Source organism: Aeromonas sp. sia0103, assembly GCF_963895295.1.
Classification (GTDB): Bacteria; Pseudomonadota; Gammaproteobacteria; order Enterobacterales; family Aeromonadaceae; genus Aeromonas; species Aeromonas encheleia.
Genome location: NZ_CAWQKG010000002.1, coordinates 21,478 through 47,513 on the forward strand (window position 1 = coordinate 21,478; position 26,036 = coordinate 47,513).

A 26,036-nucleotide genomic window follows, 5' to 3' on the forward strand; every position below is an offset into this window, starting at 1 on the left:
GTATGTACATATCTAGTTATCACCTGACACCGGCCTCAAACCGGTGTCTTGTTTATGCTACTTTAGTGCGCACTTCTTTCGGTATCAATTTCAGACCCTTCTTGAACATGCTGTAGGGAGTCTGTCCCTCCATCATCCTGCCCTGATGTGGCCGCTGGGTGTTGTAGTGTTCCAGGTAGCTATCCAGGTCTGTCTGCATCTGCTCCACGGAAAGCTGGGACACCCACCCAATCCCAGCTCTGACAACTCACTCCCCATCCACTTTCCTTAAACCGAGAGACCCGAGGAGAGAGCCGCCATGACCATCGCTCGTTCACGCCAGATCAGGGCCGTAGATACCGTCTGTCTTAGCAATCCCCTTGGCAATAATCTGGGCAATAGGGCTGACGGTTTTTGATGACACCAAAGCACAGATGTACCAACTTGCGCATCGCAGTCCCCAATGCCGACATCTTGCTTTTACCACCCGTGACCAGCCGCTCATACAGGGCTTTCACGTAGGGGTTATGCCGCGTGGCGACCACCGCCGCCATATACAGCACCGCCCTGACGCGCGCAGGTCCTGCCTTGGATAGCCGGGCCCGACCATACAGGGAGCTCCCCGACTGCCGCTCTATGGGCACCAGCCCCAGATAGGCGGCCAATCGCTCGGCACTGTGAAATGAGTGAAGGTGCATGACTGACAGCAGATGTTGGCTGGTTTTGAGGCCAATACCTGGAATGGTAGTCAGTAAGGTGACGTCATCCCTGAGCTCTGGATGGCGGTCAATGTGGTCATCAATGTCTTGCTGCAACTTTTTCAGCTGTGTTTGCAGAAACGTTATCGAATCGGCCAGTGACTGGCGAATAAGGTGCGGTGTGTCCGTGGCATCCGCTTTCTCTTGCCGATTCCGCTCACGCAGCAGGTCTTGTTGAATGGCATCGGCTCGCGCCAGCAATGCCTGTAATGTTATGGCCTGGGGCGTGGGGGGAGTCCAGCCTGTTGGTTGAAGCAAGGCGCCATAACGCGCCAGGACCAGGCTGTCGATGCCATCGGTTTTGCTGCGAATGGCCAAGCCTTTGGCAAAGTCGCGCACTTGTGCCGGGTTGGTGATAGAGACCCTCACACCGGCCTCGTGCAGCGCGATGGCAGCCTGTTCGTGGTAGACACCGGTGCTTTCCATGATGATATGCACCTCTGGCAGGGAGAGGTGCTGTTTGCCGAGCCAGATAATCAGTTCAGCAAAACCGGTGTTGTTATTGGGGATGGATTTGGTCTTGCGCTTGCAGGTGGTGACATCGAGCAACAGACAGCAATCCAGCTTGGCCTTGGCCACATCAATCCCGAGATAGTGCATGGCATATTCCTCATGAATAATGACCAAATCGCCCACTTGCCTTGTGCATACAGGGTCGAGCCCTTGGCTACCGTCCAGTGTTGTGATTGGCGATGAGGTGAGGATGGGGGCTCTATCTACGTTACAAGTTCAATGACTTAAGGTTCGATGCGGGCTTCCCCAGCCTCAAGTGATGAGAGCTAATCACCACAGAAACAAGATACAAGGTTCGATTAGCGAAGCATAATCGGACAATCGCGAGACACCTCTCTGCGGGATCGGGGTATCGCCCACTCTCCCACTCGGGTACTCACCAAAGCATCGAAAAAATGGTCGCTCCCGGAGGGTGGATGACCCCTGTCGGTCAGGTCTGCACGCCCGCCGTTTCCGTGTACAATCCCTCACTCGTTTCAGCCTCTTTTACCCGACCCGACGGCGACCCTATGAACCGCACGCCCCTACTGTTGATGATCTGCACCACCCTGTTGGCGGCCGCTGGCTGGTTCTTCTCCAAGGAGGCGATACGTGAGCTGCCGCCCGCCGCCTTTATCGGCAGTCGCTTCCTGCTGGCGGCCCTGATCCTGCTGCCCCTGGCCTGGCTGTACGAGCCCAGGCTCAGCCGTAGCCAGCTGCTGCGTGCCCTGGGTTGCGGCTCCCTGCTCGGTCTCAACCTGCTGCTCTGGGTGACCGCCATCAGTCAGAGCGACGCCCTCGGCAGCGGCGCCTTTATCATGAGCATCGCCACCCTGATGGCCCCGCTGGCCGCCTGGGCCGGTTTCAAGACCCGCCCGGGGCGCCACTACTGGACCACATTGCCCCTGGCCGTGGCGGGCCTGCTGTTGCTCTCAAGCGGCACCGACTGGGGCGTCTCCCGCTCCCTGCTCTGGTTCCTGGCCGCCGCCATGGCCCTGGGGACCCAGCTCGCGGTCCATCGTCACTTCGCCCAGTCGATACCGGCTCGCTGGCTCACCTGCATCCAGCTGGCCATGACCGGCCTCATAGGCACCACGCTCTCCCTGCTGACCGAAAGCTGGCCGGCCTCCGTCAGCACCACCACCTGGGGCTGGTTTGCCGCCAGCGTGCTGCTCGCCACCACCTTGCGCTATCTGCTGCTGACCCTGGCCCTGAGCAAGATGACCACCACTCACGCGGCACTGCTGATGCTGCTCGAACCCGTCTGGACCCTGCTGCTCAGCGCCCTCTGCTATGGCGAGGCGCTCGGCGGGGCCAAGCTGGCCGGCGCCGGACTGGTGCTCGGGGCCCTGGTGCTATATCAGTTGCCCCTGCTGCGCAGCAGCGCACGCCTGCCGGTGAAGGACCGCAGCCCCGATTAGCGATGCGTCATCGGGCCATCGCGAGACTCTTCTCTGCGGGATCGGGGTATCCCAAAGAGTCAAAGGAATGGTCGCTATCGGATGGTGCTGTCTCCCGCTTAAACCCGCTGGTGAAGTGACGAGTTAGCTTCCCGTGCGTTCGATTACGCTGCGCTAATCGAACCTACAGGCACCTGCCATCTCTACGCCCCTGCCTATTATCCTCCCACCCGGCCACTGCGAGGTGGGCATGGCATTCTCAGACTGGTATGGTTTTACCATCAATTAATCAACGACCGAGGCGTTATGCAACGCAAGACCCTGGCCCTGCTGCTGGCCACCCATCTGCTGGTCGGAGGCGCGGGCTTTGCCGCCGGCATCTATCTGCTGCCGATCCTGATAGCGCCACCCGCACCCGCCGATGAACAGGTCGCGGCCAGCCAGCAACAGGCGAGCTTCAGCGGCACCTTTCGCCGGGATCTTAAAGACAGCGACCGGCTGCACTGGGGGGAAGGCAAGGTGAGCATTGGGCCGCACGCCATCAGCCTGATGGGCAAGCTGGCGCCGGGCCCCGATTACCGGCTCTACCTGTCGCCGGAATTTGTCGAGACAGAGGCGGACTTTGCCCGCCTGAAGGGGCAGATGGTGCAGGTGGGATCGGTGAAGACCTTCGACAACTTTATCGTGCCGCTGCCCGCCGGGATCGACCCGGCCCGCTACAGCAGCGTCATCGTCTGGTGCGAGACCTTCGGCCAATTTATCACCGCCGCCCGCTATCGGCAGTAGCCCTGCCGGTCGCCGTAGGGCCGGAGACGACGCAGCATCATAAAAAACGGCGCCCCAAGGCGCCGTTTTGCTGTCTGCCCGACCACTCAACTCGGGGGAAAGTGGCCACCAATGCTGATCACCTTGACCTGCTGCAGGGTGCCATTGATGGTAAAGGCGACCCTGTGCTCCTGACTGAGCCGGATCGTGTATATCCCCTTGTTGTTGCCGCTCAGCTGCTCGTAGTGCATATCGCCGACCTTGCCGGCGGCACTCTTGGGATCCGAGCCGCGCTCGATCTCCCGCCGCCACTCATGGTATTTGCCCATGGCCGAGGGCGTCACGGCGACGTGCTTGTCCTTGTTGTAGAGGATCCGGGGTTGGGAATCATCGATAGTCCATGCCATAGCCAGCTCCTAGTTAGGCTCCAAAGAGAGCCAAACTATAGCCCAAACGAGCGGAATGACAGATCATCAGAGCGAGATCCCTAACTGTCATTGCTGCAACCATTGCCCACAGAGGACCAGCAAGCGCGAAGTAATACACACCGGGCGCATAATCTGGCCAAGGCGAATACTCCAAGGAAAACGGGCACCCTTTGGGGGTGCCCGTGATGGACAAGTGGTTTATTCATTCATATCCGACAACATGAGCACGCTTACAGATAGTGCTCATCAACACCGATATGGCTTAACGCAGCCAGCTCCAGCGGCGTCATCTGTGCCGCATCGTCGATCATGGTCGGCTCGCCGCGGGCGGACTCGGGCAGCTGGAGGCGCACCTTGAGCGTGTCGGTCAGGCTGCCAACCAGATTGCCCATGCGGGTCAGGCGGGAGACCAGCACGGCCTCCGGGCTGCTTTCGCTGTCGGCAAAGGTGGAGACCTGCGCCACCGCGAAGTCGCAGATGGCCTTGGCCCGATCACCAAAAGCCCCTTCCAGCTGTTGCAGCACTTGCCGTGCCTCGCTGTCGCCGAGACGATCCAGCTCCGCCTTCATATGACCGGTGTCAAAGCGCAGTCGCGCCCCGGCATCGAGCCGATCCTCCGGCTTGCCAGCGGTCTGGTCAGCCCACGCCTGATCGGTCTGACCGGCAAACTGCATCAGGCCGCCCAGCACCAGTCGCTGGTTGGGGCGCGCCGAGGCGAGGCTGTCGAGAGCATGACCAAGGGAGGCCCTCTTGGCATCGCTGCCACTGGCCAGTGAGAGCGCCAGTGTGCGCAGGGTTTGCAGATCACCACGGGTCTGCAATTTGGCCATGTGGGAGCCATTGATGGAGCCATCGGCAATGTGCTGATGCAGGGCGTTGAGATCGCTGCTGCTCAGGGTCACCTCGGTCGAGGTTTGATCCCGCAGCAGGTAGCTGGCCTGATAGCTGATAAGATCCAGCGCCAGCTTGTAGCCAGGGGCCGGGGTCTGACGCGCCATGGCGACCTGCTCGCGGGCAACGCCTTTGGTCTCACCGCTTTGGACGGGCGCCGCGTCGGCAGCAGTGGTCGCGCTTTGCGCCGGTTCGCCAGCAACTTCGGCCTGTACGGCACGCTGCAGGTCGGCAACTTCGCCCATCGCGGTGTGCAGCTGGCTTATCGCCTCCTGCAACAATTCGGGGGTGGCGCTGGCGAGCAGCTCGGTCACCTTGCCCCCCACCGTGCCCCACTGCTGGAGCGGGATACCGGCGATGGGGCGTTCGAGCAACCCGGCGGCGGCTGTCTGACTCTCTTGCCGCATGGAACCATCCCGGATCCCGATCAGGGAAGTCGCCAGTGAGCGCAAGGCGCCGTTGCCGGTCGCCAGGCGGGCGTGATCCTGTCCCAGTTGCTCGGCATTGATGCTGTTCAGCTCGCTTGCCTTGTCGAGACCGCTTAGGGTAAAAGGCAGCGCCTGTTGCAACAGCAGCCGTTTCTGTTCAGCCAGCGAGAGGTTGTCTGCTACTGGAGTCTGCTGCGCCTTCGGCGCAGAGGTACTCTTGTCCGTCCCCAGCAAGTTGCCAATCCACTCTTTCAAAGCCACGAATGGGCGGGCCAGCTGGGCCCCCAGTCGCGAGAGCAGCCCTTGGCCTTTTTGCGGTTCATTGCGGCCGCCCAGCAGGATCGCATCCTGCCCGGTGGCAACCTGACGTGCCTCCAGCTGGCCCATCCGGCCAACCCCTGTGGTTGCATCACTGTGGTGAGCGACGGCCTGCATGCCGCCAGTGTGTGCTTGAATCTGCATAATGATTGTCTTCTTGTGATGTTTCGCCGCCAGTCTAGGAGAGGCGATCAACACGGACTATCGGGATTGGTCGCGATTTTTGTACTGAGCGCGGCACGCTATCTCGCTGACCGAAAAGCTAAAAAAAGAGAGCCACCATTAACAGTGCCGCTAACGGCGACCTGTTCTAATGACACCACTACCAATCTGGAGCCATAGATGAACTCTCTTTATCACGCCGCCATCCGCCAGCTGTTTCTCTCCCTCTCGCTCTCTGAACCGCAGCAGGAGGAGAGCGTCACCAGCCTGCAGATCGGCGAGCTTACCTACCATCTGACCGAGCACCCGGCCAACTATCTGCTGATGTTTACGCGCCTTGAGGCTGCCACCAGCGTCCAAGCCGCGGCGCAGAACCTGTTCAGCCAGGACCCCTGCAAACCGGTTCTTGGCTTCGATTCACAGACCCTGAACCCGGTGTTATGGAACCGTCAGCCACTGCAGCAGCTAGAACGTGCCCAGATCCACCACCAACTGGAACAACTGGTCTCTGCCGCTGATGAGCTAAGCAGGCAGTAACAGGTACGCCCCCAAACCGGACCGTATGGAATCCAGGGCACTCTCCAGACTAAAATACGGGTCTGGCGTCGTCAGTGCCACAGCAAAACGGCGCCCCAAGGCGCCGTTTTGCTGCATGCCACCGGTGACGGTGGCTGGCTGTTTATATGGCTCAGCCGGTATAGCCGATGGCCATCAGGAAGCCGAACGGGAACAGCAATGAGAGCAGCAGTGGCGGCAGGAAGGTGGCGGCCCACGACTTGGCGCGGCCACCGCGGCCGTTGTCGAACTTGAACAGATCCGCCAGATAGTCGAACACCCCCAGACCCACACCGATAAAGGAGGAGAGGATGGCGGTCATGGAGAAGAGGTTGAGGGCGCTGGCGACGGCCTCAGACTCGATCACCGAGGCCAGCGCCTTGAGCAGCACGTCAACGTTGCCACCCAGGGCCACCACGGGCCCGAACTCGCTGCGCGGCAGGTTGCCGAACACGCTCACCAGCCAGATGAGGTAGAACAGCAGCGCTATGGCTTTGCCGCCGGCATATCCTGATAGCGCCACCCGCCCCCGCCGATGCACAGGTTGCGGCCAGCCAGCAACAGGCGAGCTTCAGCGGCACCTTTCGCCGGGATCTTAAAGACAGCGACCGGCTGCACTGGGGGGAAGGCAAGGTGAGCATAGGGCCGCACGCCATCAGCCTGATGGGCAAGCTGGCGCCGGGGCCCGATTACCGGCTCTACCTGTCGCCGGAATTTGTCGAGACAGAGGCGGACTTTGCCCGCCTGAAAGGGCAGATGGTGCAGGTGGGATCGGTGAAGACCTTCGACAACTTTATCGTGCCGCTGCCCGCCGGGATCGACCCGGCTCGCTACAACAGCGTCATCGTCTGGTGCGAGACTTTCGGCCTATTTATCACCGCCGCCCGTTACCGCTGATACCGGACTCTGGCAGACCCCCAGGCACAATTAGCGCAGCGTCATCGGATTTTCACAACATTCGCTCTGGTGCTTATTTCAGGGGAGGATGTCAATATGCTGTCCCGGCAGATATTGATTCGATGGCAGGGCAATAATGTTTTCTACGCCTTCATTCAGCCCCAGTTAATATCTGCAGCGCATGGGTCTATATAATGGTGCCATATCTGTCATTGAATTAATTGGGATGGCTGCCGAGCCAAGCTATAAATCAACATATTGGCAGCATCTACCATATGTATCACTTTAAAGGGCATCTGCATGAAACGTCATCTTATCGTTATAGGCGCCATTTTCGCACTGAGCGCCTGCTCTTCCACTCCCAATAGTGAATATATGAAAGATGGTGCATCCGAATCCCAACGTGTCGATGCATTATCCGAATGCCAATATCAGGTGAAGCTCAACAAGATCGAGGATGAAGAGCAGGAAGAGCTGATCAACCTGTGCATGCAAGGCAAAGGCTTCCGTCTGACCCCTGTGGAATAACCCCGCATTCCCGTCTGAATAAATCTCCGCTCAAAATAAAAAGCCCCAAATGATGACTCTGTTTGGGGCTTTTCAGCCACTGGGTCGCAATGGCAAGGCCGTAATCAATGAACCTGAGGCCGATATTCCGGCTTTCACTTTACTATTGCCGCAATCCCCTCGCCAAGGCCATGGCTCGTCAGAGCGCGACGCCTAGCTGTTGTTGCAGCAGCCGCTGCCCCTTGGCGGTCAGGGTCAGCTCGCGGCTGTCCAGCCCGCGCACCAGCCAGCCCTTGGCCAGCATATGGTCGAGCAGACGGGCACCGAGCTGGCCGCCAAGATGCATGCGCCGCTCGCTCCAGTCGAGACAGTGACAGGCGAAGGGGCGCTTGCCAGTCGCCACGCAGTCGATGCCAAGCTGGCCGAAATGCTGCTCCCCCAGCGGGGTCAGTCCATAGCCCTCAGCCTCCAGCCAGCCTTGGGCCATCAGGCCGTCATGGAGCCTCACCCCCAGCTCACCCGCCAGGTGGTCATAACAGCTACGGGCGAAGCGCAGCCGCTCCGGAGTCTTGCTCCTGAGTGCACCGGCGCCCATGTCGACCAGCCCCATCAGCTGTTCAACGACCAGCGCCACCTCATGGCTCGCGATGCGGTAGTAGCGATGTTTGCCCTGCCGGACGCAGGCCGTCAGCCCCTGCTGCTGGAGCCGGGCCAGGTGACTGCTGGCGGTTGAGGCCGACACCTCGGCCACCAGGCTCAGCTCGGTCGCCGTCCAGGCGCGTCCATCCATCAGGGCGCACAACATGCGGGCCCGACTGCCATCGGCAATGGCGGCCGCCACCTGCGCCAATCCTTGTTCCAGGCTCTCCTGCTTGCTCATCTCGCTCCTCTCCGTTTGCCGCAGTCACTGCCACTCGGCCGTGACCCCGCGGGCCTTGTCGATGTCATCGGTGACCAGGATCAGCTGGTTGGCATGGTCGCTGTACAGGGTGATGATGTTGACCGAGGCCTCCCCCAAGGCGCTGCAGATGGCCCCCAACTGGCCCGGCAGCTCCTGCTTCAGGCGGCGCACCAGCACCTCGTGCACCGCCACCACCTGCAGACCCGCCTGCTCGGCGGCCCGGGCCGCGCCGACGCCGTCCTCCACCAGAAAGTGGGCATGACCGGCTCCGCCCGTGGTAAACATGCCGCCCCCTTCCAGGCTGACACCGGCCCGCCCCATCAAGATCCCGAACTGCCCCAGTGTGCCCGGGTTATCGGGCAGCATCACGTGAATATCGTACATCCCTGACTCTCCTTGGCGATAAGAGCCCACAGATTAGTGCCACAGCCAGGGCAACGCTTCGATGGCGGGCGAAGCGTCATCACTCGCCCATGCTGGCCACAGCAAAACGGCGCCCGAAGGCGCCGTTTCTCTATCTCTGCTCGACTCGCGAGGGCGGTCGATCAGCCGGTATAGACCGGCAGCAGGCCCGCCATGTTGAGCAGGTGGAACAGGGCGGTCAGCACCCCGAACAGGAAGACGGCCACTATCATCGGCAGGCCGCCCGGCGCCCGGAAGCCATCGCCGCCTTGATTCCCCTTGCCGGCGCGCACCTTCCAGGCCAGCAGGGCCGGGATGATGCAGGTCCAGAGCGTCGCCACGGCGCCGGCGTAGCCGATGGCCATCAGGAAGCCGAACGGGAACAGCAGGGAGAGCAGCAGCGGCGGCAGGAAAGTGGCGGCCCAGGACTTGGCGCGGCCCTGGCGGCTGTTGTCGAACTTGAACAGATCCGCGAGATAGTCGAACACCCCGAGCCCGACCCCGATGAAGGAGGAGAGGATGGCCGCCATGGAGAAGAGGTTGAGGGCGTTGGCGACGGCCTCGGATTCGATCACCGAGGCCAGCGCCTTGAGCAGCACGTCGACGTTGCCGCCCTGGGCCACCACGGGCCCGAACTCGCTGCGCGGCAGGTTGCCGAATACGCTCACCAGCCAGATGAGATAGAACAGCAGCGCGATGGCGGTGCCGCCGAGGATGGCGTAACGGGCGCGGCGCTCCTCACCGTAGTAGGCGCGCATGGACGACACCGAGTGGTGGTAGCCGAACGAGGTGAGCGCCACCGGCAGCATGGCCAGCGCATAGGGGGCATAGCTGGCGTGCTGGCTCAGGGTGTCGAACAGCAGGGTCGGCTTGATGTTGAGGGAGAGGCCAGAGATGCCGAACACGAAGCTCAGCCCCATGGCGATGACCAGCACCACAGAGATGCGATCCACCGCCCGGGTCGAATGCCACACCAGCCCGGAGAAGCCCAGGGTGAACAGGATGGAGCCCCAGTGGCTGCCGATGCCGGTCATGCCATCTATGATGAGGCCGGCGGAGGTGATGTAGGCGTAGAGCAGGATGCCGCCGACGAAGTAGACGGTGAGGTTGTTGAGGGCGTTGACCTTGTCCCCCAGCAGCTCCCGGGTCACGGTATCGAAGGAGACGCGCAGCGGATAGCCCTGATAGGATTCGAGCAGCATCCAGCCGGAGATGGTCATCACCACCATGGTCAGGGTGATGGCCAGGATGGACCAGATGGTCCAGGCGCCCGCCCCGGCACTCGGCAAGCCCAGCATGCCGGCCCCCACACAGACGCCGGCAATGATACATGCCCCGCCCACCAACGATGGTTTATGTTCCATTTACTTCCCCAAAGACGATTGTTGATCTGGTCGCGACCGCGGACCGTTGCATCTGCTACGCCGGTTGTCATCGTAAGATCGCGCTCATCTGTGCTATCGGCGCCCTAGCCGCTTGCTTCTGCGTCAGCGAGGCAAGACGTGGCTGAGGCTAGCTACCGATCCCAAGATGGCAGCAGGGCCGCCATTTTGGGGGGGTGACTTTACCCTGCTCACCCCCGGGTATCAAATTTTGGCGTCATCCCTGTGGGGTTATTCCCCCGGTGAGCCCCCGTCTGCGGGAGGCGTGGCACTATACTGAACCCAGTTTTCACGGCAAGGAGCCCCCCATGGACAGGAAGTTCGTACTCAGCGCCCTCTGCTATGCCCTGCTCGGCATGCTGCTCGGCATCTATATGGCCGCCAGCAAGGATCACGGGCAGTTCGTCACCCACGCCCACATCATGCTGGTCGGTTTTCTGGTCTCGTTCGTCTATGCCCTGTGCCACAAGCTGTGGCTCGGCAACCCCGACGGGCGACTGGTGCGGATCCAGTTCTACCTGCACCAGCTGGGGGCGGCGGTGATGACGGCGGGGCTCTACCTGCTCTATGGCCGGCTGCTGCCACCGGAGCAGATCGACCCCTTCCTCGCCGCCTCCTCCCTGGCGGTGCTGATCGCCATGGGGATCATGCTGGCGCTGTTGATGCGCCGCCCGGCCACCGCCTGAGCGAAGATACCACAGACAGAAACGGCGCCCTTAGGCGCCGTTTCTGTTATCGGGCTGGGCCTTCCCTACCCCGTGTAGGTGGGCAACATGCCCGCCATCGCCAGCAGATGGAAGATGGCAGTGAGCACCCCGAACAGGATGACGGCCACCACCATGGGCTGGCCCCCCGGCGCCCTGAAGCCCGGTTCGTCCTGGGCAATCTCCCGTGATTTTTTCGCCAGCAGGGCCGGGATGATGCAGGCCCACACGGTCGCCGCCGCGCCGGCATAGCCGATGGCGACGACGAAGCCGAACGGGAACAGCAACGACATGATCAAGGGTGGCAGGAAAGTGGCGGCCCAGGACTGGGTGCGGCCCCGCCGGCTGTTGTCGAACTTGAACAGATCCGCCAGATAGTCGAACACCCCGAGCCCGACCCCGATAAAGGAGGAGAGGATGGCCGCCATGGAGAACAGGCTGATGGCGTTCGCCACCTGTTTGGACTCGATCACCGAGGCCAGCGCCTTGAGCAGCACGTCGACATCCCCACCCTGGGCGATGACGGGGCCGAACTCGCTGCGCGGCAGATTGCCGAAGATGCTCAGCAGCCACAGCAGGTAGAGCACCAGTGCGATGACGGTGCCGCCGAGGATCGCGTACTTTGCCTTGCGCTCCTCACCGTAATAGGCCCGCATCGAGGCCACCGAGTGGTGATAGCCGAAGGAGGTGAGGGCGACCGGCAGCATGGCCAGGGCATAGGGGGCCTGCTTGACCTCGTCGGCGAGGGAGTTGAACAACAGGGAGGCATCGATGTGGAAGGCCAGGCCGGAGACCCCGAAACAGAAGCTCAGCACCATGAAGACGATCAGCACCACCGAGATGCGATCCACCGCCCGGGTCGAATGCCAGACAAACAGAGAGAACACCAGCACGAACAGCACGGATGCCAGCTGGCTGTCGATGCCCAGCAATCCCTTCAGGATGAGACCGGAAGAGGTGATATAGGCATAGAGCAGCACGCCGCCGACGAAATAGACGGTCATGTTGTTGAAGATATTGATCCGGCTACCGAGCAGATCCTTGGTGACCGTATTGAAGGAGACGGTTAATTCATACCGCTTGAATGCTTCCAATAGCATCCAGCCGGAGACCGTCATTATTATCATGGTGAGGATGATTGCCAAGGATGACCAGGTTGTCCAGGCGCCGGCGCCCGCACTTGGCAAGCCAAGCATGCCGGCACCGACACAAACGCTGGCAATGATACAGGCCCCTCCAATCACGGATGGTTGATGTGTCATGTGCTGTCACTCCCAAATATCTATTTCACAGAGCAGTGAAAAAAAAGGGCACAGATTAAGCTGTGCCCTTGACTCGTTATGCTTCTATTAATTTTTGATTCTTTTTATTCGCTGTTTTTTCGACGCTCTCGACCTCTTTCAGTCTGGCGGTGAAATGACGCAACACTGCCGGCTCATAAATAAAGTCGAGCCCCTTCACGTTCCTGGCGTTCTTCTTCACCTCGCCGAAGGCCTCGATGACGAAGTCCATGTGGGTTTGGGTATAAGTGGCGCGCGGTATGGTCAGGCGCAGCAGCTCGGCCGGGCAGGGATGCTGCTTGCCGGTGGCCGGATCGCGCCCCAGCAGCAGGGAGCCTATCTCCACCGCCCGGATGCCCGCCACCTTGTACAGCTCGCACGCCAGCGCATGGGCCGGGAACTGATCCGCCGGGATATGGGGCAGCAGCTTGCCGGCGTCCACGAAGGCCGCGTGGCCCCCCGCCTGCTGGCACACCACGCCGATCGCCTCGAGGCCATTCACCAGGTACTGCACCTGACCGATGCGGTAGGCCAGCCAGTCCTGGCGCATGCCATCGCGCAGGCCGACCGCGAGTCGCTCCATGGCGCCCCCTTCCAGACCGCCGTAGGTCGGGAAGCCCTCCTGCACCACGCAGAGGGTGCGGCACTCGGTGTAGACGTCCAGCATGCCGTCGTCCTTGAAGCAGAGCAGGCCGCCCATCTGCACCATGGCATCCTTCTTCGCCGACATGGCGAGGCCGTCCGCGTACTTGTAGGACTCCATGGTAATGGCCTCTATGCTCCAGTCGGCGTAGCCGGGCTCGCGCTGCTGGATGAAGTAGGCGTTCTCCGCGAAGCGGGCCGAGTCCATGATGACCGGAATCTCATATTTTTGGGCGATGGCATAGACCGCCTTCAGGTTGGCGATGGAGACCGGCTGGCCACCGGCGGAGTTGCAGGTGATGGTGCTGACGATATAGGGCACGTTGGCCGGGCCCGCCTCCAGGATGGCCTCCTCCAGCTTGACCAGATCGAAGTTGCCCTTGAAGTCGGCGGTGACCGAGGTATCGAACGCCTCCTTGGTGTAGACGTTCTTGGCGACGCAGCAGTTGATCTGGGTATGGCCCTGAGTGGTGTCGAAGAAGTAGTTGGAGAGCGCCACCATCTTCTTGCGATCCAGCCCCTTCTCCTGCTCCCGCTTCTTGATCAGCACCGGGATGTAGATCTGCTCGGCGCCGCGCCCCTGGTGGGTGGGGATGGTGAGGGAGTAGCCGAAGATCTCCTGCACCGCCTTCTGCAGGGCGTAGTAACTGCGGCTGCCGCTGTAGGCCTCGTCGCCGCGCAGCATGGCGGCCTGCATGTCCTGGGTGATGGCGCCGGTGCCGCTGTCGGTCAGCAGATCGATGAAGACATCCTCGCTGTCCAGCAGGAAGGGGTTCATGCCTGCCCTGACGATCGCCTCGTCCCGGTAGGCACGGGTGGTACGCTTGACCGGCTCGATGACACGAATGCGGAACGGTTCGGGAAGATGCTTGAAGTTTTCCATAATATAAACACCCATATTTAAATATTCAGGATGAGTCTCATCAGCCGCCCAAAATAGAACATTGGCAGCGCGCAAATAATGAGATCGGGTGCACGACATCGCCTCGCCAATAAACAAGACGAGAACAGGTGCAGACTATTTCAGATTAGGTATGCAGACGGGCCGGTCACATCTTGATAAATGCGCAAGCACCGCGGGGATATTACAGCGGGAAGAAGAAAGCGATCTTGTGATCCAGGGTAAACCACTTGGGCGAAGCGATCATGGTAGCCATGTTGTTGCTCATCTGGTTGGAATTAACAACGTCAATTAACCCGATCCATTATGGAGAGCCCCCGCCCATGATCAATTGCCACTTCCACGATTTGGGATGGCGCTAACAGTTTGGCGGGGAATATTTATACAGCCCTGGTCAGGACTCCCGTCAGCGGCGGCTCAGTGGTTCAACCAGGGCAGCCGTTGCAACAGCCAGTATCGATCCGCCAGGCTGGTCTGGCTGACCCAGAGATCCAGCAGGCCGTGGGCCAGCAGCGGCAGCATCAGCAACAGCAGGCAGAGCAGCCCCAGCAGCCGCTGGGGGCTGAGCCGGCGACGGGGCGTGCCGAGGTGCAGCGCATCGGCACGTTTGGGGCAGGCGGCCACACAGCTCAGGCAGCCGCTGCACTCCAGGCTCTGCACCGCGATGAGTCGGTGCACCTGGATGCGGGAGGGACAGGCGCGGCTGCACTTGTCACAGTCATGGCCCGCGCTGCGCAGGCAGCGGGCCGGATCCCGGCGGATGCGCAGCGGGGTCAGCAGGCCGAGCAGGGCCAGCCAGGCGCCATAGGGGCAGAGATAGCGGCAGAACCCCTGCCGGAAGGCGGCGGTCAGCAGCAGCACCCAGCCCAGGCAAGCCCCGGAGAGCAGGTTCAGGTTGAAGAAGAAGGCCCCCATCTTCATGTCTGCCGCCTGATGGTAGGGGCTGGCGAGATAGCCGGGCAGAGCGGAGCCGGGCATCGCGATCAGCACGATAAACAGCAGGAAGCCGAGCACCAGAAACTTCTGGGCCCGCAGCAGCCCATCGAGCCAGGCTGGCGGCGTCCAGTCCCCCGGCAGCAGGCGGCTGCGCAGACGATGCAGCCACTCCCCCACCAGCCCGAGCGGGCAGAACCAGGCACAGAATGCCCGCCCCAGCAGCAGGGCCGACAGGCTGAGCACCAGCACTGTCACAGTCGCCGCCGGATGGTGCGGATCCGCGATGCCCTGGCCAAGCCAGGCCCGCAACCCGAGCCCGCCAGCGATGGGCAGGAAACCGTCGACCACGTCGGGGCGCACCAGCCAGGGGGTCTCCCCCTGCCCCAACTGCCAGAGATGGAGCCCATACTGCAGCGCCACCAGCCCCCAGCAGAGCAGCAGCAGGTGGCGGGTCCAGGCCCGCAGCGGCTGGCTGTCGATCTCATTCAGTGCCGGCAACGGCCTGCATCTGTGCCACAGGGCGAGGGGAACGACCACCAGCCCCAGCGCGATCCAGAGGAGGGGATCCGCCGCCATCAGCCAGGCGGCCGCCAGCAACGCCAGGGAGAGGCGCCACGACCAACCGGGTCCGGCCCGCCACTGCAACAGGGCCAGATAGACCAGGCCAGCGGCCAGGGTCAGGGCTTCGATCAGGCTCATGCTTCTCCCTCATAGCACTCATTCGGATAAGGGGCTCAGAATAACAAACATCTGAGTTGATTATTTTGATCTGCATGGGCAGAGCGCGGTATTCACTCCTTGCGGCTGTGGAACAGCGGCCGATCCGACTCGGCCTGCTCGGCCCAGAAGTGGATGTTGAAGCGGGCATCCTCGGACAGCTCGACCCTGTGCCAATACTGGGGCGGGCTGGTGGCGAACTGGCCGGCGTGGATCACCAGGCTTATCTCCGGCTGTTCGGCCCGCTCGTCGGCGAAGCCGTGATAGGTGACTGTGCCCTCCATCACGCAGAGCTGGCCGAACACCCCGGCCGCGGTGTTGTGATGGCTGAGCAGGGCCGGCGGCACGTTGGCGCGGGTGAAGAAGGGGGTGGAGCGACGAACGACCCAATGGGTGGGAATAAGCTGCATGGACATGGTAATTCTCCTCGAATGGCCGGTCTGCCCGGCCTTGAATAGTTGACGGATCAGCGGGGCAGCCGGCGCAGCAGCGGGAAGGCGGCACTCATCTGATCGCCTCCCACCACGAAGCCGCACAGCGCGCCATCCTCGCCACGGGCTTCGGCCACCATGCCCTGGCTGTTCCAGCGGCACTGCCAGGCGAGATCTTCACCCCAGGTGCGGCCCGCCAGCTGCAGCGGATAGCGCGGCGTCTTCACCTTTATCAGCATGGGGGACAGGGTCAGCGGGGTCGGGGTGCCGAGCAGGGTCTTGGCCAGGGCACTGGCCCCCAGTACGATTGGTTGCAGGAAGGGGAGCAGCTGCCCCTGCCACTCGGCGCAATCCCCCAGCGCGAAGATATGGGGATCGCTGGTCTGCAGCCGATCGTCGATCAGTATGCCGCGCCCCACCGCCAGCCCGGCCCCCTGGGCCAGGGCCAGATTCGGCCGCAGGCCGATCGCGGCGATCACCAGATCCTGCTCGCAGATGCGGCCGTCGCTCAGGGTCACTCGCCAGCCATCGCCGGGCTGCGCGTCTATCCCGGCGATGCCCAGCCCCAGTTGCAGCCTCACCCCCTGAGCGCGTAGCGCCTGCTGCAGCGGCTGCGTCAGGGCGGCCGGCAACAGGGTGCCGAGGGGGCTGTCGGCCAGATCCAGCAGGGTGACCTCGCGACCATCGCCCGCCATGTCCATTGCCAGCTCGCAACCAATCAGCCCCGCCCCCAGCACCAGGATGCGGCGAGCCTGACGGATCGATGCCTCGGCGGCGGCATACTCCTGCTGGCTGTTGAGGGTGACAAGGAATTCGCTTCCCGCCATATCGGGCCGCGCCGCGCTGGCGCCGGTGGCCAGCACCAGCTGGCCGTAGGGGAACTCCCCCTGGCCGGTCAGCACCAGCCGCCGGACGGGATCTATGCCGAGCACCGGGCAGTGGGGCAGCAGTGTGATGCGCTGCTGCTCGGCAAATTCACTGCCGCTCAGCCGGGTCATGGCCGCGGCGCTGCAGCCCCGGCTCACCACGTGGCTCAGGTCCGGCTTGTTGTACTCGTCGCCGCTGTCGGCGGTGATGAGGCGGATGGGCCACTCGCCGTCCAGCTTGCGCAAGCTCTTGACCAGCTGCTGGGCGGCGAAGCCGCTACCGATCACCACAATCTCCCGGCTGGTGCCAGCGTCATTCAGGGTTGCTGCATTCATACGCAGGCCTCCAGCGCGCAGGGTTCGAACACCTCCTTGCCGATGCCGCAGCCGGGGCAGAGGAAGCTGTCCGGCACCCGGGCCCAGGGGGTGCCCGGCGCCACCAGCTGATCCGGCTCGCCCAGGGCCGGGTCATAGACCCACTGGCAGACCACGCAGAGCATGCTCTGGTCATCGTCCAGCGTGCTGGCGGCCGGGGCGACGGCTTGAGGGGTCGGAACCACCACGGTGGCCGCGGGCACGGCGGTTGTGGTGATCGGACGGGGTGCCTCGAGCGGGTGCAGCGCCCACTGGCGGGCGAGTTGGCGGCCATGCTCGCGGCACTCGGCCAGCGCCGAGCCATCCGGCCGCCACTTGGTCTTGAGGGAGATGCTGATGTCGAAGCCCGCGTCCATCAGCCGGGTCTGGATCCGGTCCACGGCGCCGCCGGTCCAGCCGTAGCTGCCGAAGGCCGAGGCACGCTTGTTTCTGAAGCGCAGGCCGGTGATCTCCTCGAGCATGCCCGCCACCTTGGGCATCATGACGTTGTTCATGGTGGAGGAACCTACCAGTATCCCCTTGGAGCGGAACACCTGGGTCAGGATCTCGTTCTTGTCGTGGCGCGCCACGTTGTAGATCTTCACCGCCACGCCCGGATCCACCTCGTGGATGCCCTGGGCGATGGCGTCGGCCATCATGCGGGTATTGTTGGACATGGAGTCGTAGAACAGGGTGATGCGATCCTCCTGGTAGTGATCGGCCCACTCCAGATATTTGAGGATGATCTGGGTGGGATCCTCGCGCCAGACGATGCCGTGGGAGGTGGCCACCATGCTCACCGGCAGGTTGAAGCCCAGCACCTCCTTGATCTTGGCGGTCACCAGCGGGCTGAAGGGGGTGAGGATGTTGGCGTAGTAGCGCTGGCACTGCTCCATCAGCTCGGTCTGATCCACCTCGTCGTTGAACAGGTGCTCGTCGCAATAGTGCTGGCCGAAGGCGTCGTTGGAGAACAGCACGGCGTCCTCCGTCATATAGGTCATCATGCTGTCGGGCCAGTGCAGCATGGGGGTCTCGATAAACACCAGCTGCTTGCCGTTGCCTATGTCCAGGCTGTCGCCGGTCTTGACCGGCTGGAAGTTCCACTCCGGATGGTGATGATGGCCTGTGATGGAGTCGATGGCGTTGTGGGTGCAGTAGATGGGGGTACCCGGGATGCGGGCCATCAGCTCGGTCAGGGCGCCGGCGTGATCCTCCTCGGCGTGGTTGATCACCACATAGTCGATACTGGCGAGATCGATCTCCGCCGCCAGGTTCTGCACGAACTCCCGGCTGAACTTGTGATCGACGGTGTCGATCAGCACGTTCTTGCCTTCGCGGATGAGGTAGCTGTTGTAGCTGGTGCCCTTGTGGGTCTTGTACTCGGTGCCGTGAAAGTCGCGCACCTCCCAGTCCCGTTGGCCGACCCAGTGGATGTTGTTTTTGACGTGAATGCTCATGCGGTGGTTCCTCAGAATGCCATAGCGAATGTTCGACTGAACTCGCTATTGCAGTTGACGTGCCAACTCATAACTCATTGTTTTAAATGCACCTGCATAACAGTCATTGTCATTAAGACAGTCACCAAATATAGTCATAATCACAACAACACTGTCATTTGGACAATATCTCGTGATCTCGACCGACAGCCTGGCGCGCATCGCCCTCGATCTGCAACTCGGCATCTCCCATCAGGACAGATTCCACCGCCTGATCCAGAGCGTGCGCAGCCTGCTGCACTCCGATGCCTCGGCCCTGCTGCGCTACGAGGGGGGCCAGTTCATCCCGCTGGCCATCGACGGCCTGATGCAGGACGTGCTGGGCCGCCGCTTCGCGCTCAAGGATCACCCGCGCATGGAGGCCATAGCCCGCGCCGGCGACGTGGTGCGCTTCCCCGCCGACAGCCAGCTGCCCGACCCCTATGACGGCCTGATCCCGGATCACGACGACTTCAGGGTGCACGCCTGCGTCGGCCTGCCGCTGTTTTCAGATCAGGCGCTGATCGGCGCCCTGACCATAGACGGCATGAACCCGGCCCAGTTCGACGGCATCAGCGACGAGGAGCTGCGGCTGGTGGGGGCCCTGGCCGCCGCCGCCCTCAGCAATGCCCTGCTGCTGGAGCGGCTCGCCCGCCAGAGCAGCGAGCCGCTCAGCCCCTCCCCCCATACCAGCCAGGGACAGCCGGAGATGATAGGTCACTCCCCCGCCATGGCCCGGCTGCGCCACGAGATCGATGTGGTGGCGAACTCGGAGCTGAACGTGCTGATCCTGGGGGAGACGGGGGTCGGCAAGGAGCTGATCGCCAAGGCGGTGCATCAGGGCTCCCTGCGCGCCAAGGCGCCGCTGGTCTACCTCAACTGCGCCGCCCTGCCGGAATCGGTGGCGGAGAGCGAGCTGTTCGGCCACGTGAAGGGGGCCTTCACCGGCGCCATCCACCACAGGGCGGGCAAGTTCGAACTGGCCGATCGGGGCACCCTGTTTCTCGATGAGATCGGCGAACTATCGCTACCGCTGCAGGCCAAGCTGCTGCGGGTGCTGCAATACGGCGATCTGCAGCGGATCGGCGACGACACCCCGCTCAAGGTCAATGTGCGCATCCTGGCCGCCACCAATAGGGATCTGAAGCAGGCGGTGGTGGAGGGGCAATTTCGGGCCGATCTCTATCACCGGCTGAGCGTGTTCCCGATCCACACCCCGGCGCTGCGGGAGCGGCCGGGGGACATTCCGCTGCTGGCCGGTTATTTTTGCGAACGCTGCCGGGTCAGCCTGGGGCTGGAGCGGCTGCGCATCCAGCCCCAGACGCTGCAACTGCTCGATCGCCACGACTGGCCGGGCAACGTGCGGGAGCTGGAGCACGCCATCCACCGCGCCGCCGTGCTGGCCCGCGCCGAGCAGGGCAGCCAGACGCCGACCCTCGCCAACCACCACTTCAACCTGATCGGAGCCGGTTCGTCCCCGGCCCAGATCGAGATGGCCGAGGCGCCGGCCCTGCCGCAACCGGCCGGCCTGGGGCTGCGCGCCGCCACCGACGCCTTCCAGCTCAGGCTGCTCGAGCAGACCCTGGCGGCCCAGGACGGCAACTGGGCCGCCACCGCCCGCGCGCTGGAGATGGACGGCGGCAACCTGCACCGGCTCGCCAGGCGGCTCGGCCTCAAGCCCTGAAGGACCGCGCCGCGCCCAAAAACAAAAACCCCCTCCTGACGGAGGGGGTTTTTCGTTGCATCGGATGCCGCTGAAGGGTCAGCGCAGGGACTTGACCGAGCGACGGACGATAAGCTCCGGCTGTACCGTCATGGACTCGACTTCCAGCTCCTTGTTGCGGATCCGGCTCACCAGCTGCTGCACCGCCAACAGGCCGAGCTCGGCCTTGGGGTGGCGAATGGTGGTGAGCGGCGGGCTGGAGAAGCGCGCCATCTCCACGTCGTCATAGCCGATCATGGAGATGTCGTCCGGCACCTTGACCCCCGCCTCCCAGGCGGCGCAGATGGCACCGATCGCCATGGGATCGTCGAAGGCAAACACCGCCGTCGGGCGGGGCTTGAGCGCCAGGATGCGCTGCATGGCATCGAAGCCGCTCTGGCTCTCGTAGTCCCCTTCGAAGATCTGAGCGTCCGACAGGGTCAGGCCCTGCTCGGCCAGGGCATCGCGCACCCCGTCCAGTCGCTGCTGGGTGGTCGGCTTGTCGATCTGACCCGTGATGCAGACGATCTCGGTGTGACCCTGCTCCAGCAGATGACGCACGGCCATGCGCGCACCGATGCGAGCGTTGTCGTTGATCACGTTGGCAAAATCACACTCGGTGCCCCAATCCAGCACCACCTGCGGCACATTCTTGTGGATGCGCAGCATGTCGCGCAGCGGGGTATCGATATCGGTCCCCAGCACCAGCAGGCCATCGACCCGCTTCTCCATCAGCATCCTCAGGTAATGCTGCTGACGGGGCGGCTGGTTCTCCGTATTGCACAGGATCAGGCTGTAGCCCTGCTCGAAGCAATAAGCCTCCACCCCGCGCACCACTTCCGCGAAGAAGGGGTTGGCGCTGGTCGTCACCAACATACCGATGGTCTTGGTTGAATTGATCTTGAGGCTGCGCGCCACCGAATTGGGCGCGTAGTTGAGCTCTGCCACCGCCTCAAGCACTTTTTGGGTCGCATCTTCGCTGACCCGACGGGTGTGATTGAGTACATGTGAGACGGTGGAGATGGATACGCCTGCGCGCGAGGCGACATCTTTAATAGTTGCCATCTCGGTCTCCTGAATAACAAAGGCGGAACAGTAGCAGATTTCCCGAATAAAGGCTTGGTTTTAACGAGAGCTGCCAGCGAATTGTCAATGTTGGCTAATCTAGGCGGTCGTTTCTATTTGCGCAAACGAAATTTGGTCAAAATGAGAGCAGACGCAGAATGAAATATCGTCAGTTTTTTCATCTGGCATTTATCGGAACAACCTCTTGTTGTTAAGATGTTAATCGAGCATATTGGAATTAAATTCCAAACAAAAATAAAAAATCAGTTATTTAGTTCACAAAAGCACTGGCCACCCCTCCATGGTTAGTATCTTTAACATCTTGTTATTGCCCAGCGAGGAATGATAGAACCTTATCTATTGCCGGGCTGGCGGGATACAGGTCCGGAATGGCACACGGAAAATGAAACAATCCACTGATTAAGGGACGAATCAATGAATAACTTGAGCAAAATGGCAGTCAGGGCAGCGGTTTCTTTGGCTCTGTTTGGATCGGTCTCCATGGCCAATGCGGCCGATACCATCAAGATCGGTATCGCCGGTCCGGTCACAGGTCCGGTCGCCCAGTACGGTGACATGCAGTTCACCGGCGGCAAGATGGCGGTCGAGCAGATCAACAAAGCCGGCGGCATCAAGGGCAAGCAGATCGAAGCCATCGTCTATGACGACGCCTGCGATCCCAAACAGGCCGTGGCGGTCGCCAACAAGGTGATCAACGACGGCGTCAAGTTCGTGGTCGGCCACCTCTGCTCCGACAACACCCTGCCCGCCTCCGACATCTATGAAGACGAAGGCGTGCTGATGATCACCCCCGCCTCCACCAACCCCAAGATCACCGAGCGTGGCTACCAGCTGACCATGCGCACCATTGGTCTGGACAGCGACCAGGGTCCGACCGCCGCCAAGTACATCATCGAACAGGTGAAACCCCAGCGTGTGGCCGTCATCCACGACAAGAAACAGTACGGTGAAGGCATCGCCTCCAGCGTGAAGGCCTCCCTGGACAAGGCGGGCGTCAAGGTGGTGGCATTCGAAGGCATCACCGCCGGCGACAAGGACTTCTCCGCCCTGATCGCCAAGCTGCAGAAAGAGAACGTCGATTTCGTCTACTACGGCGGCTATCACCCGGAGCTGGGCCTGATCCTGCGCCAGGCGCACGAGAAGGGCCTGAAGGCCAAGTTCATGGGTCCGGAAGGGGTGGGTAACAAGGACATCTCCGCCATCGGTGGTCAGGGTTCCGAAGGCCTGCTGGTCACCCTGCCGAACAAATATGACCTGGTCCCCGCCAACGCCTCCATCGTAGAAGCCTTCAAGGCCAAGGGTCAGGACTCTTCCGGTCCCTTCGTATGGACCACCTACGCCGCGGTGCAGACCCTGGCTGCCGGTATTGCCAAGGCGGGTGAGGATGACCCTGCCGCCGTGGCCGCCGCCATCAAGGCCATGCCGGTCGACACCGTCATGGGTCCCCTGACCTGGGCACCGAACGGTGACCTGAAAGGCTTCGAATTCGGTGTGTTCCAGTGGCACGCCGACGGCACCTCCACTCAACTCAAGTAATCTGCCGGTTGGGGCGACGTGAGTCGCCCCTCCTTTCTTTGCGGGCAAGTACAGGGAACGCAGTATGTCCGAACACCTTCTCTACCTGGTTCAGCAGTTGCTGAACGGATTAACCATAGGCAGCACCTATGCGTTGATCGCCATCGGCTACACCATGGTCTACGGCATCATCGGCATGATCAACTTCGCCCACGGCGAGGTTTACATGATCGGCTCCTATGTCGCGTTTATGGTGATGGCCGGGCTCTCGATGATGGGCATCGACAGCACCTTTTTGCTGCTGGGAGGCGCCTTCCTGGTCAGCATCATCATCACCGGCAGCTATGGCTGGACCATAGAGCGGGTCGCCTATCGCCCGCTGCGGGGCGGCAACCGCCTCATCCCCCTCATCTCAGCCATCGGCATGTCGATCTTCTTGCAAAACATGATGCGGATGGCCCAGGGCTCGCGCGATATCGCCATGCCCACCCTGATCTCCGGGGGCTGGACCCTGGGTGGCGAGGAAGGCTTCCAGGCCAGCCTCTCCTACATGCAGCTCATCATCTTCGTGGTGACCTTCGTGACCATGCTGGCGCTGACCCAGTTCATCGGCCGCTCCCGCATGGGCCGGGCCTGCCGCGCCTGCTCGGAAGACATCAAGATGGCGAACCTGCTGGGCATAGACACCCACGTGGTCATCTCCATCACCTTCGTGCTGGGGGCCACCCTGGCCGCCGTGGCCGGGGTACTGCTCGGCATGTATTACGGCGTCATCAACCCCTACCTCGGCTTCATGGCCGGTCTCAAGGCCTTCACGGCGGCGGTACTGGGCGGCATCGGCAGCATCCCGGGCGCGGTGATCGGCGGCCTGCTGCTGGGGGTGGTGGAAGCGCTCACCGCCGGCTACCTCAGCACCGAGTACAAGGATGTCATGGCCTTCGCCCTGCTCATCTTCGTGCTGTTGTTCATGCCTACCGGCATCCTGGGTCGCCCGGAGGTCGAGAAGGTATGAAACGTCAATTTATTCAAGTGCCTATCACCTGTCTGATGCCGCTGTTCATGTCTATCGGCTGCATCCTGGGTCGCCCGGAAGTGGAGAAAGTCTGATGAAACGTCAATTCATCCATGCCTGCGTCGCCAGCCTGATGCTGCTGGTGCTCTCCTTCTGGCTGCTCGGCTTCAAGCTGGAGACCGATGGCTCCCGCCTGCTGGTGGTGAGCCGGCTCGACGTGTCGCTGGCCTGGCTGCTGGGGGGCGCCGCCTTGGTGTTCTGGTTCCAGCTGATGCGCGGCCAGATCAGCCGACTGTTCCAGGCCTCCATCAGCGGCTTCTCCGTCGGCTTCACCAAACTGGTGCTGCCCAGCCCGGAGGAGGCGCCACGCCTCTACAACATCACCGCCATCCTGGTGCTGCTGTTCGCGGTGAGCTGGCCCTTCATGGCATCGCGCGGCGCCGTCGATCTGGCCACCCTCACCATGATTTACATCATGCTGGGGCTCGGCCTGAACGTGGTGGTGGGCCTCGCCGGCCTGCTGGATCTCGGTTACGTCGGCTTCTACGCGGTCGGTGCCTACACCTATGCCCTGCTCAACACCTACTTCGGGCTGAGCTTCTGGGAGTGCCTGCCCATCGCCGGCCTGATGGCGGCCACCTTCGGCTTCCTGCTCGGCTTCCCGGTGCTGCGGCTGCGCGGTGACTATCTGGCCATCGTCACCCTGGGCTTCGGCGAGATCATCCGCATCCTGCTCAACAACCTGACCAGTCTGACTGGCGGTCCGAACGGCATCTCCGGCATTCCCAAGCCCACCCTGGCCGGGCTGGAGTTCAACCGCACCGTCAAGGATGGGGGCTTTGGCACCTTCCACGACTTCTTCGGCATCACCTACAACGCGAACCACAAGGTCATCTTCGTCTACCTGATGGCGCTGCTGCTGGTGGTGGCCACCCTGTTCGTCATCAACCGTCTGCTGCGCATGCCGCTGGGACGGGCCTGGGAAGCCTTGCGGGAAGACGAGATCGCCTGCAAATCCCTTGGCCTCAATCCCACCATCATCAAGCTGACCGCCTTCACCATAGGCGCCTGCTTCGCGGGCTTCGCCGGCAGCTTCTTCGCCTCCCGCCAGGGCTTCATCAGCCCGGAGTCCTTCGTCTTCATCGAGTCGGCCATCGTCCTCGCCATCGTGGTGCTGGGCGGCATGGGCTCCCAGATCGGGGTGGTGCTGGCCGCCATAGTGATGACGGTGTTGCCGGAGCTGGCCCGTGAATTCAACGAGTACCGCATGCTGATGTTCGGTCTGCTGATGGTGTTCATGATGATCTGGCGGCCACAGGGACTGCTGCCGATGAGCCGTCCTCACCTGGAGCTACGAAAATGAGCAACCTGAACAATACAAACAACAAGTTGCTCGACGTCTCTGATCTGTCGATGCGCTTCGGCGGCTTGCTGGCGGTCAACGGCGTCAAGCTGGATGTGGACAGGGGCGAGGTGATCTCCATCATAGGCCCCAACGGCGCGGGCAAGACCACCATCTTCAACTGCCTGACCGGTTTCTACCGCCCGAGCGGCGGCACCATCAACTACAAGGGCGAGGAGATCCAGGGGTTGCCCGGCCACCTCATCGCCCGCAAAGGGGTGGTGCGGACCTTCCAGCACGTCCGCCTGTTCAAGGAGATGACGGCGGTGGAGAACCTGCTGGTGGCCCAGCACAGACACCTCAACACCGGCTTCATCGCCGGCCTGTTCAAGACCCCGGCCTTCCGCCGCGCCGAGCAGGAGGGGCTGGAGCAGTCGGCCTTCTGGCTGGAGAAGGTCGGCCTCAAGGAGCTCGCCAACCGCGCCGCCGGCAACCTGGCCTATGGCCAGCAGCGCCGGCTCGAGATCGCCCGCTGCATGGCGACCAGACCCGATCTGCTGATGCTGGATGAGCCGGCCGCCGGCCTCAACCCGCACGAGACGGATGAGCTCAACGAACTCATCTCCAACCTGAGGGACGAGTTTGGCGTCTCGGTATTGCTGATCGAGCACGACATGAAGCTGGTGATGGAGATCTCCAACCGCATCTTCGTGGTCAACCAGGGCACCCCGCTGGCCCATGGCAAGCCGGACGAAATCCGCAACAACCCGGCCGTGATCAAGGCCTATCTGGGCGAATCCTAGGAGTC

At 62.2% G+C, this 26,036-nt stretch carries 24 protein-coding genes and 3 pseudogenes; 11 read left to right on the forward strand and 16 right to left on the reverse strand.

The features are described from left to right. Positions 1 to 52: 52 nt before the first annotated feature. Together AACW18_RS00760 and AACW18_RS00765 are read right to left on the reverse strand one after the other, a co-directional pair. Positions 53 to 211: pseudogene (locus tag AACW18_RS00760) on the reverse strand (IS481 family transposase); the annotation flags it as partial. Positions 212 to 347: 136 nt separating this feature from the next. Then, positions 348 to 1,337: an IS110 family transposase gene (locus AACW18_RS00765; RefSeq protein WP_218389870.1), complete on the reverse strand. Its 990-nt coding sequence runs from the start codon at positions 1,335 to 1,337 to the stop codon at positions 348 to 350. Positions 1,338 to 1,759: 422 nt separating this feature from the next. Between AACW18_RS00765 and AACW18_RS00770 the strand changes: the two genes are divergently transcribed. After that, positions 1,760 to 2,650 carry a DMT family transporter gene (locus AACW18_RS00770; RefSeq protein ID WP_218389871.1) on the forward strand — a complete coding sequence of 297 codons (891 nt, stop codon included), beginning with the start codon at positions 1,760 to 1,762 and terminating at the stop codon, positions 2,648 to 2,650. 285 nt (positions 2,651 to 2,935) lie between these two features. Next, positions 2,936 to 3,415: a DM13 domain-containing protein gene (locus tag AACW18_RS00775; RefSeq protein ID WP_218389872.1), complete on the forward strand. Its 480-nt coding sequence runs from the start codon at positions 2,936 to 2,938 to the stop codon at positions 3,413 to 3,415. A gap of 86 nt (positions 3,416 to 3,501) precedes the next feature. On the opposite strand, the gene AACW18_RS00780 is transcribed toward AACW18_RS00775, so the two are convergent. Both AACW18_RS00780 and AACW18_RS00785 read right to left on the reverse strand, forming a co-directional pair. After that, complete coding sequence (locus AACW18_RS00780; protein ID WP_042651633.1) at positions 3,502 to 3,801, reverse strand: hypothetical protein; 300 nt, start codon at positions 3,799 to 3,801, stop codon at positions 3,502 to 3,504. Positions 3,802 to 4,052: 251 nt separating this feature from the next. After that, positions 4,053 to 5,603 carry an ADP-ribosyltransferase gene (locus tag AACW18_RS00785; protein WP_218389873.1) on the reverse strand — a complete coding sequence of 517 codons (1,551 nt, stop codon included), beginning with the start codon at positions 5,601 to 5,603 and terminating at the stop codon, positions 4,053 to 4,055. A 198-nt stretch (positions 5,604 to 5,801) separates the two neighbouring features. Here AACW18_RS00785 and AACW18_RS00790 point away from each other — a divergent pair, with 198 nt between their 5' ends. Beyond that, entirely contained in the window at positions 5,802 to 6,158 is a 357-nt protein-coding gene (locus AACW18_RS00790; RefSeq protein WP_042651635.1) for a CesT family type III secretion system chaperone, read from the forward strand. A gap of 154 nt (positions 6,159 to 6,312) precedes the next feature. Here AACW18_RS00790 and AACW18_RS00795 read toward each other — a convergent pair. Next, positions 6,313 to 6,678: pseudogene (locus tag AACW18_RS00795) on the reverse strand (aromatic amino acid transport family protein); the annotation flags it as partial. Positions 6,679 to 6,683: 5 nt separating this feature from the next. Between AACW18_RS00795 and AACW18_RS00800 the strand changes: the two are divergent. After that, a pseudogene (locus tag AACW18_RS00800) lies at positions 6,684 to 7,073 on the forward strand (DM13 domain-containing protein); the annotation flags it as partial. Positions 7,074 to 7,373: 300 nt separating this feature from the next. Beyond that, positions 7,374 to 7,601, forward strand: a complete 228-nt coding sequence (locus AACW18_RS00805; protein WP_218292670.1) for a lipoprotein — start codon at positions 7,374 to 7,376, stop codon at positions 7,599 to 7,601. Between the two features lie 178 nt (positions 7,602 to 7,779). Here AACW18_RS00805 and AACW18_RS00810 read toward each other — a convergent pair whose 3' ends face one another. From AACW18_RS00810 to AACW18_RS00820, 3 genes are all read right to left on the reverse strand, one after another. Continuing rightward, positions 7,780 to 8,460, reverse strand: coding sequence for an ArsR/SmtB family transcription factor (locus AACW18_RS00810; RefSeq protein ID WP_218389874.1), 681 nt, complete (start codon positions 8,458 to 8,460; stop codon positions 7,780 to 7,782). Positions 8,461 to 8,484: 24 nt separating this feature from the next. After that, positions 8,485 to 8,865, reverse strand: coding sequence for an amino acid-binding protein (locus tag AACW18_RS00815; protein ID WP_218389875.1), 381 nt, complete (start codon positions 8,863 to 8,865; stop codon positions 8,485 to 8,487). Positions 8,866 to 9,026: 161 nt separating this feature from the next. Continuing rightward, positions 9,027 to 10,247 carry an aromatic amino acid transporter gene (locus tag AACW18_RS00820; RefSeq protein WP_218389876.1) on the reverse strand — a complete coding sequence of 407 codons (1,221 nt, stop codon included), beginning with the start codon at positions 10,245 to 10,247 and terminating at the stop codon, positions 9,027 to 9,029. A 326-nt stretch (positions 10,248 to 10,573) separates the two neighbouring features. On the opposite strand from AACW18_RS00820, the gene AACW18_RS00825 reads away from it, so the two are divergent. Then, a complete protein-coding gene (locus tag AACW18_RS00825; RefSeq protein WP_042651770.1) occupies positions 10,574 to 10,951 on the forward strand; it encodes a hypothetical protein in 378 nt (125 codons plus the stop codon). 65 nt (positions 10,952 to 11,016) lie between these two features. Here AACW18_RS00825 and AACW18_RS00830 read toward each other — a convergent pair whose 3' ends face one another. The 7 genes from AACW18_RS00830 to norV form a co-directional block, all read right to left on the reverse strand. Then, positions 11,017 to 12,231, reverse strand: a complete 1,215-nt coding sequence (locus AACW18_RS00830) for an aromatic amino acid transporter (RefSeq protein WP_218389877.1) — start codon at positions 12,229 to 12,231, stop codon at positions 11,017 to 11,019. A 76-nt stretch (positions 12,232 to 12,307) separates the two neighbouring features. Beyond that, positions 12,308 to 13,774, reverse strand: coding sequence for a tryptophanase (gene tnaA / locus AACW18_RS00835; RefSeq protein WP_218389878.1), 1,467 nt, complete (start codon positions 13,772 to 13,774; stop codon positions 12,308 to 12,310). Positions 13,775 to 13,976: 202 nt separating this feature from the next. After that, positions 13,977 to 14,060, reverse strand: coding sequence for a tryptophanase leader peptide (tnaC, locus tag AACW18_RS21470; protein ID WP_084228226.1), 84 nt, complete (start codon positions 14,058 to 14,060; stop codon positions 13,977 to 13,979). 149 nt (positions 14,061 to 14,209) lie between these two features. Beyond that, a complete protein-coding gene (locus AACW18_RS00840; protein WP_218389879.1) occupies positions 14,210 to 15,427 on the reverse strand; it encodes a 4Fe-4S binding protein in 1,218 nt (405 codons plus the stop codon). 92 nt (positions 15,428 to 15,519) lie between these two features. Continuing rightward, positions 15,520 to 15,861, reverse strand: a complete 342-nt coding sequence (locus AACW18_RS00845) for a DUF1971 domain-containing protein (RefSeq protein WP_218389880.1) — start codon at positions 15,859 to 15,861, stop codon at positions 15,520 to 15,522. 50 nt (positions 15,862 to 15,911) lie between these two features. After that, on the reverse strand, positions 15,912 to 17,078 hold the full coding sequence (gene norW / locus AACW18_RS00850; RefSeq protein WP_218389881.1) for an NADH:flavorubredoxin reductase NorW: 1,167 nt from the start codon (positions 17,076 to 17,078) through the stop codon (positions 15,912 to 15,914). Next, entirely contained in the window at positions 17,075 to 18,553 is a 1,479-nt protein-coding gene (gene norV / locus AACW18_RS00855) for an anaerobic nitric oxide reductase flavorubredoxin (protein ID WP_218389882.1), read from the reverse strand. The genes norW and norV overlap by 4 nt, the downstream gene beginning before the upstream one ends. Positions 18,554 to 18,725: 172 nt before the next feature. Between norV and norR the strand changes: the two genes are divergently transcribed. Further along, the gene (gene norR / locus AACW18_RS00860) at positions 18,726 to 20,255 is read left to right on the forward strand and encodes a nitric oxide reductase transcriptional regulator NorR (RefSeq protein WP_218389883.1); all 1,530 of its coding nucleotides are present in this window, start codon (positions 18,726 to 18,728) and stop codon (positions 20,253 to 20,255) included. A 78-nt stretch (positions 20,256 to 20,333) separates the two neighbouring features. Here the strand turns inward: norR and AACW18_RS00865 are convergent, their stop codons facing one another. Further along, positions 20,334 to 21,338, reverse strand: coding sequence for a substrate-binding domain-containing protein (locus AACW18_RS00865; protein WP_042651778.1), 1,005 nt, complete (start codon positions 21,336 to 21,338; stop codon positions 20,334 to 20,336). 435 nt (positions 21,339 to 21,773) lie between these two features. Here AACW18_RS00865 and AACW18_RS00870 point away from each other — a divergent pair, with 435 nt between their 5' ends. From AACW18_RS00870 to livG, 4 genes are all read left to right on the forward strand, one after another. Next, complete coding sequence (locus AACW18_RS00870) at positions 21,774 to 22,895, forward strand: branched-chain amino acid ABC transporter substrate-binding protein (RefSeq protein WP_042651779.1); 1,122 nt, start codon at positions 21,774 to 21,776, stop codon at positions 22,893 to 22,895. Between the two features lie 64 nt (positions 22,896 to 22,959). Continuing rightward, positions 22,960 to 23,886 carry a high-affinity branched-chain amino acid ABC transporter permease LivH gene (gene livH / locus AACW18_RS00875; RefSeq protein ID WP_042651780.1) on the forward strand — a complete coding sequence of 309 codons (927 nt, stop codon included), beginning with the start codon at positions 22,960 to 22,962 and terminating at the stop codon, positions 23,884 to 23,886. Between the two features lie 94 nt (positions 23,887 to 23,980). After that, positions 23,981 to 25,249, forward strand: coding sequence for a high-affinity branched-chain amino acid ABC transporter permease LivM (locus tag AACW18_RS00880; protein WP_042651781.1), 1,269 nt, complete (start codon positions 23,981 to 23,983; stop codon positions 25,247 to 25,249). After that, a complete protein-coding gene (gene livG / locus AACW18_RS00885) occupies positions 25,246 to 26,031 on the forward strand; it encodes a high-affinity branched-chain amino acid ABC transporter ATP-binding protein LivG (protein ID WP_218292680.1) in 786 nt (261 codons plus the stop codon). The genes AACW18_RS00880 and livG overlap by 4 nt, the downstream gene beginning before the upstream one ends. Positions 26,032 to 26,036: the final 5 nt, after the last annotated feature.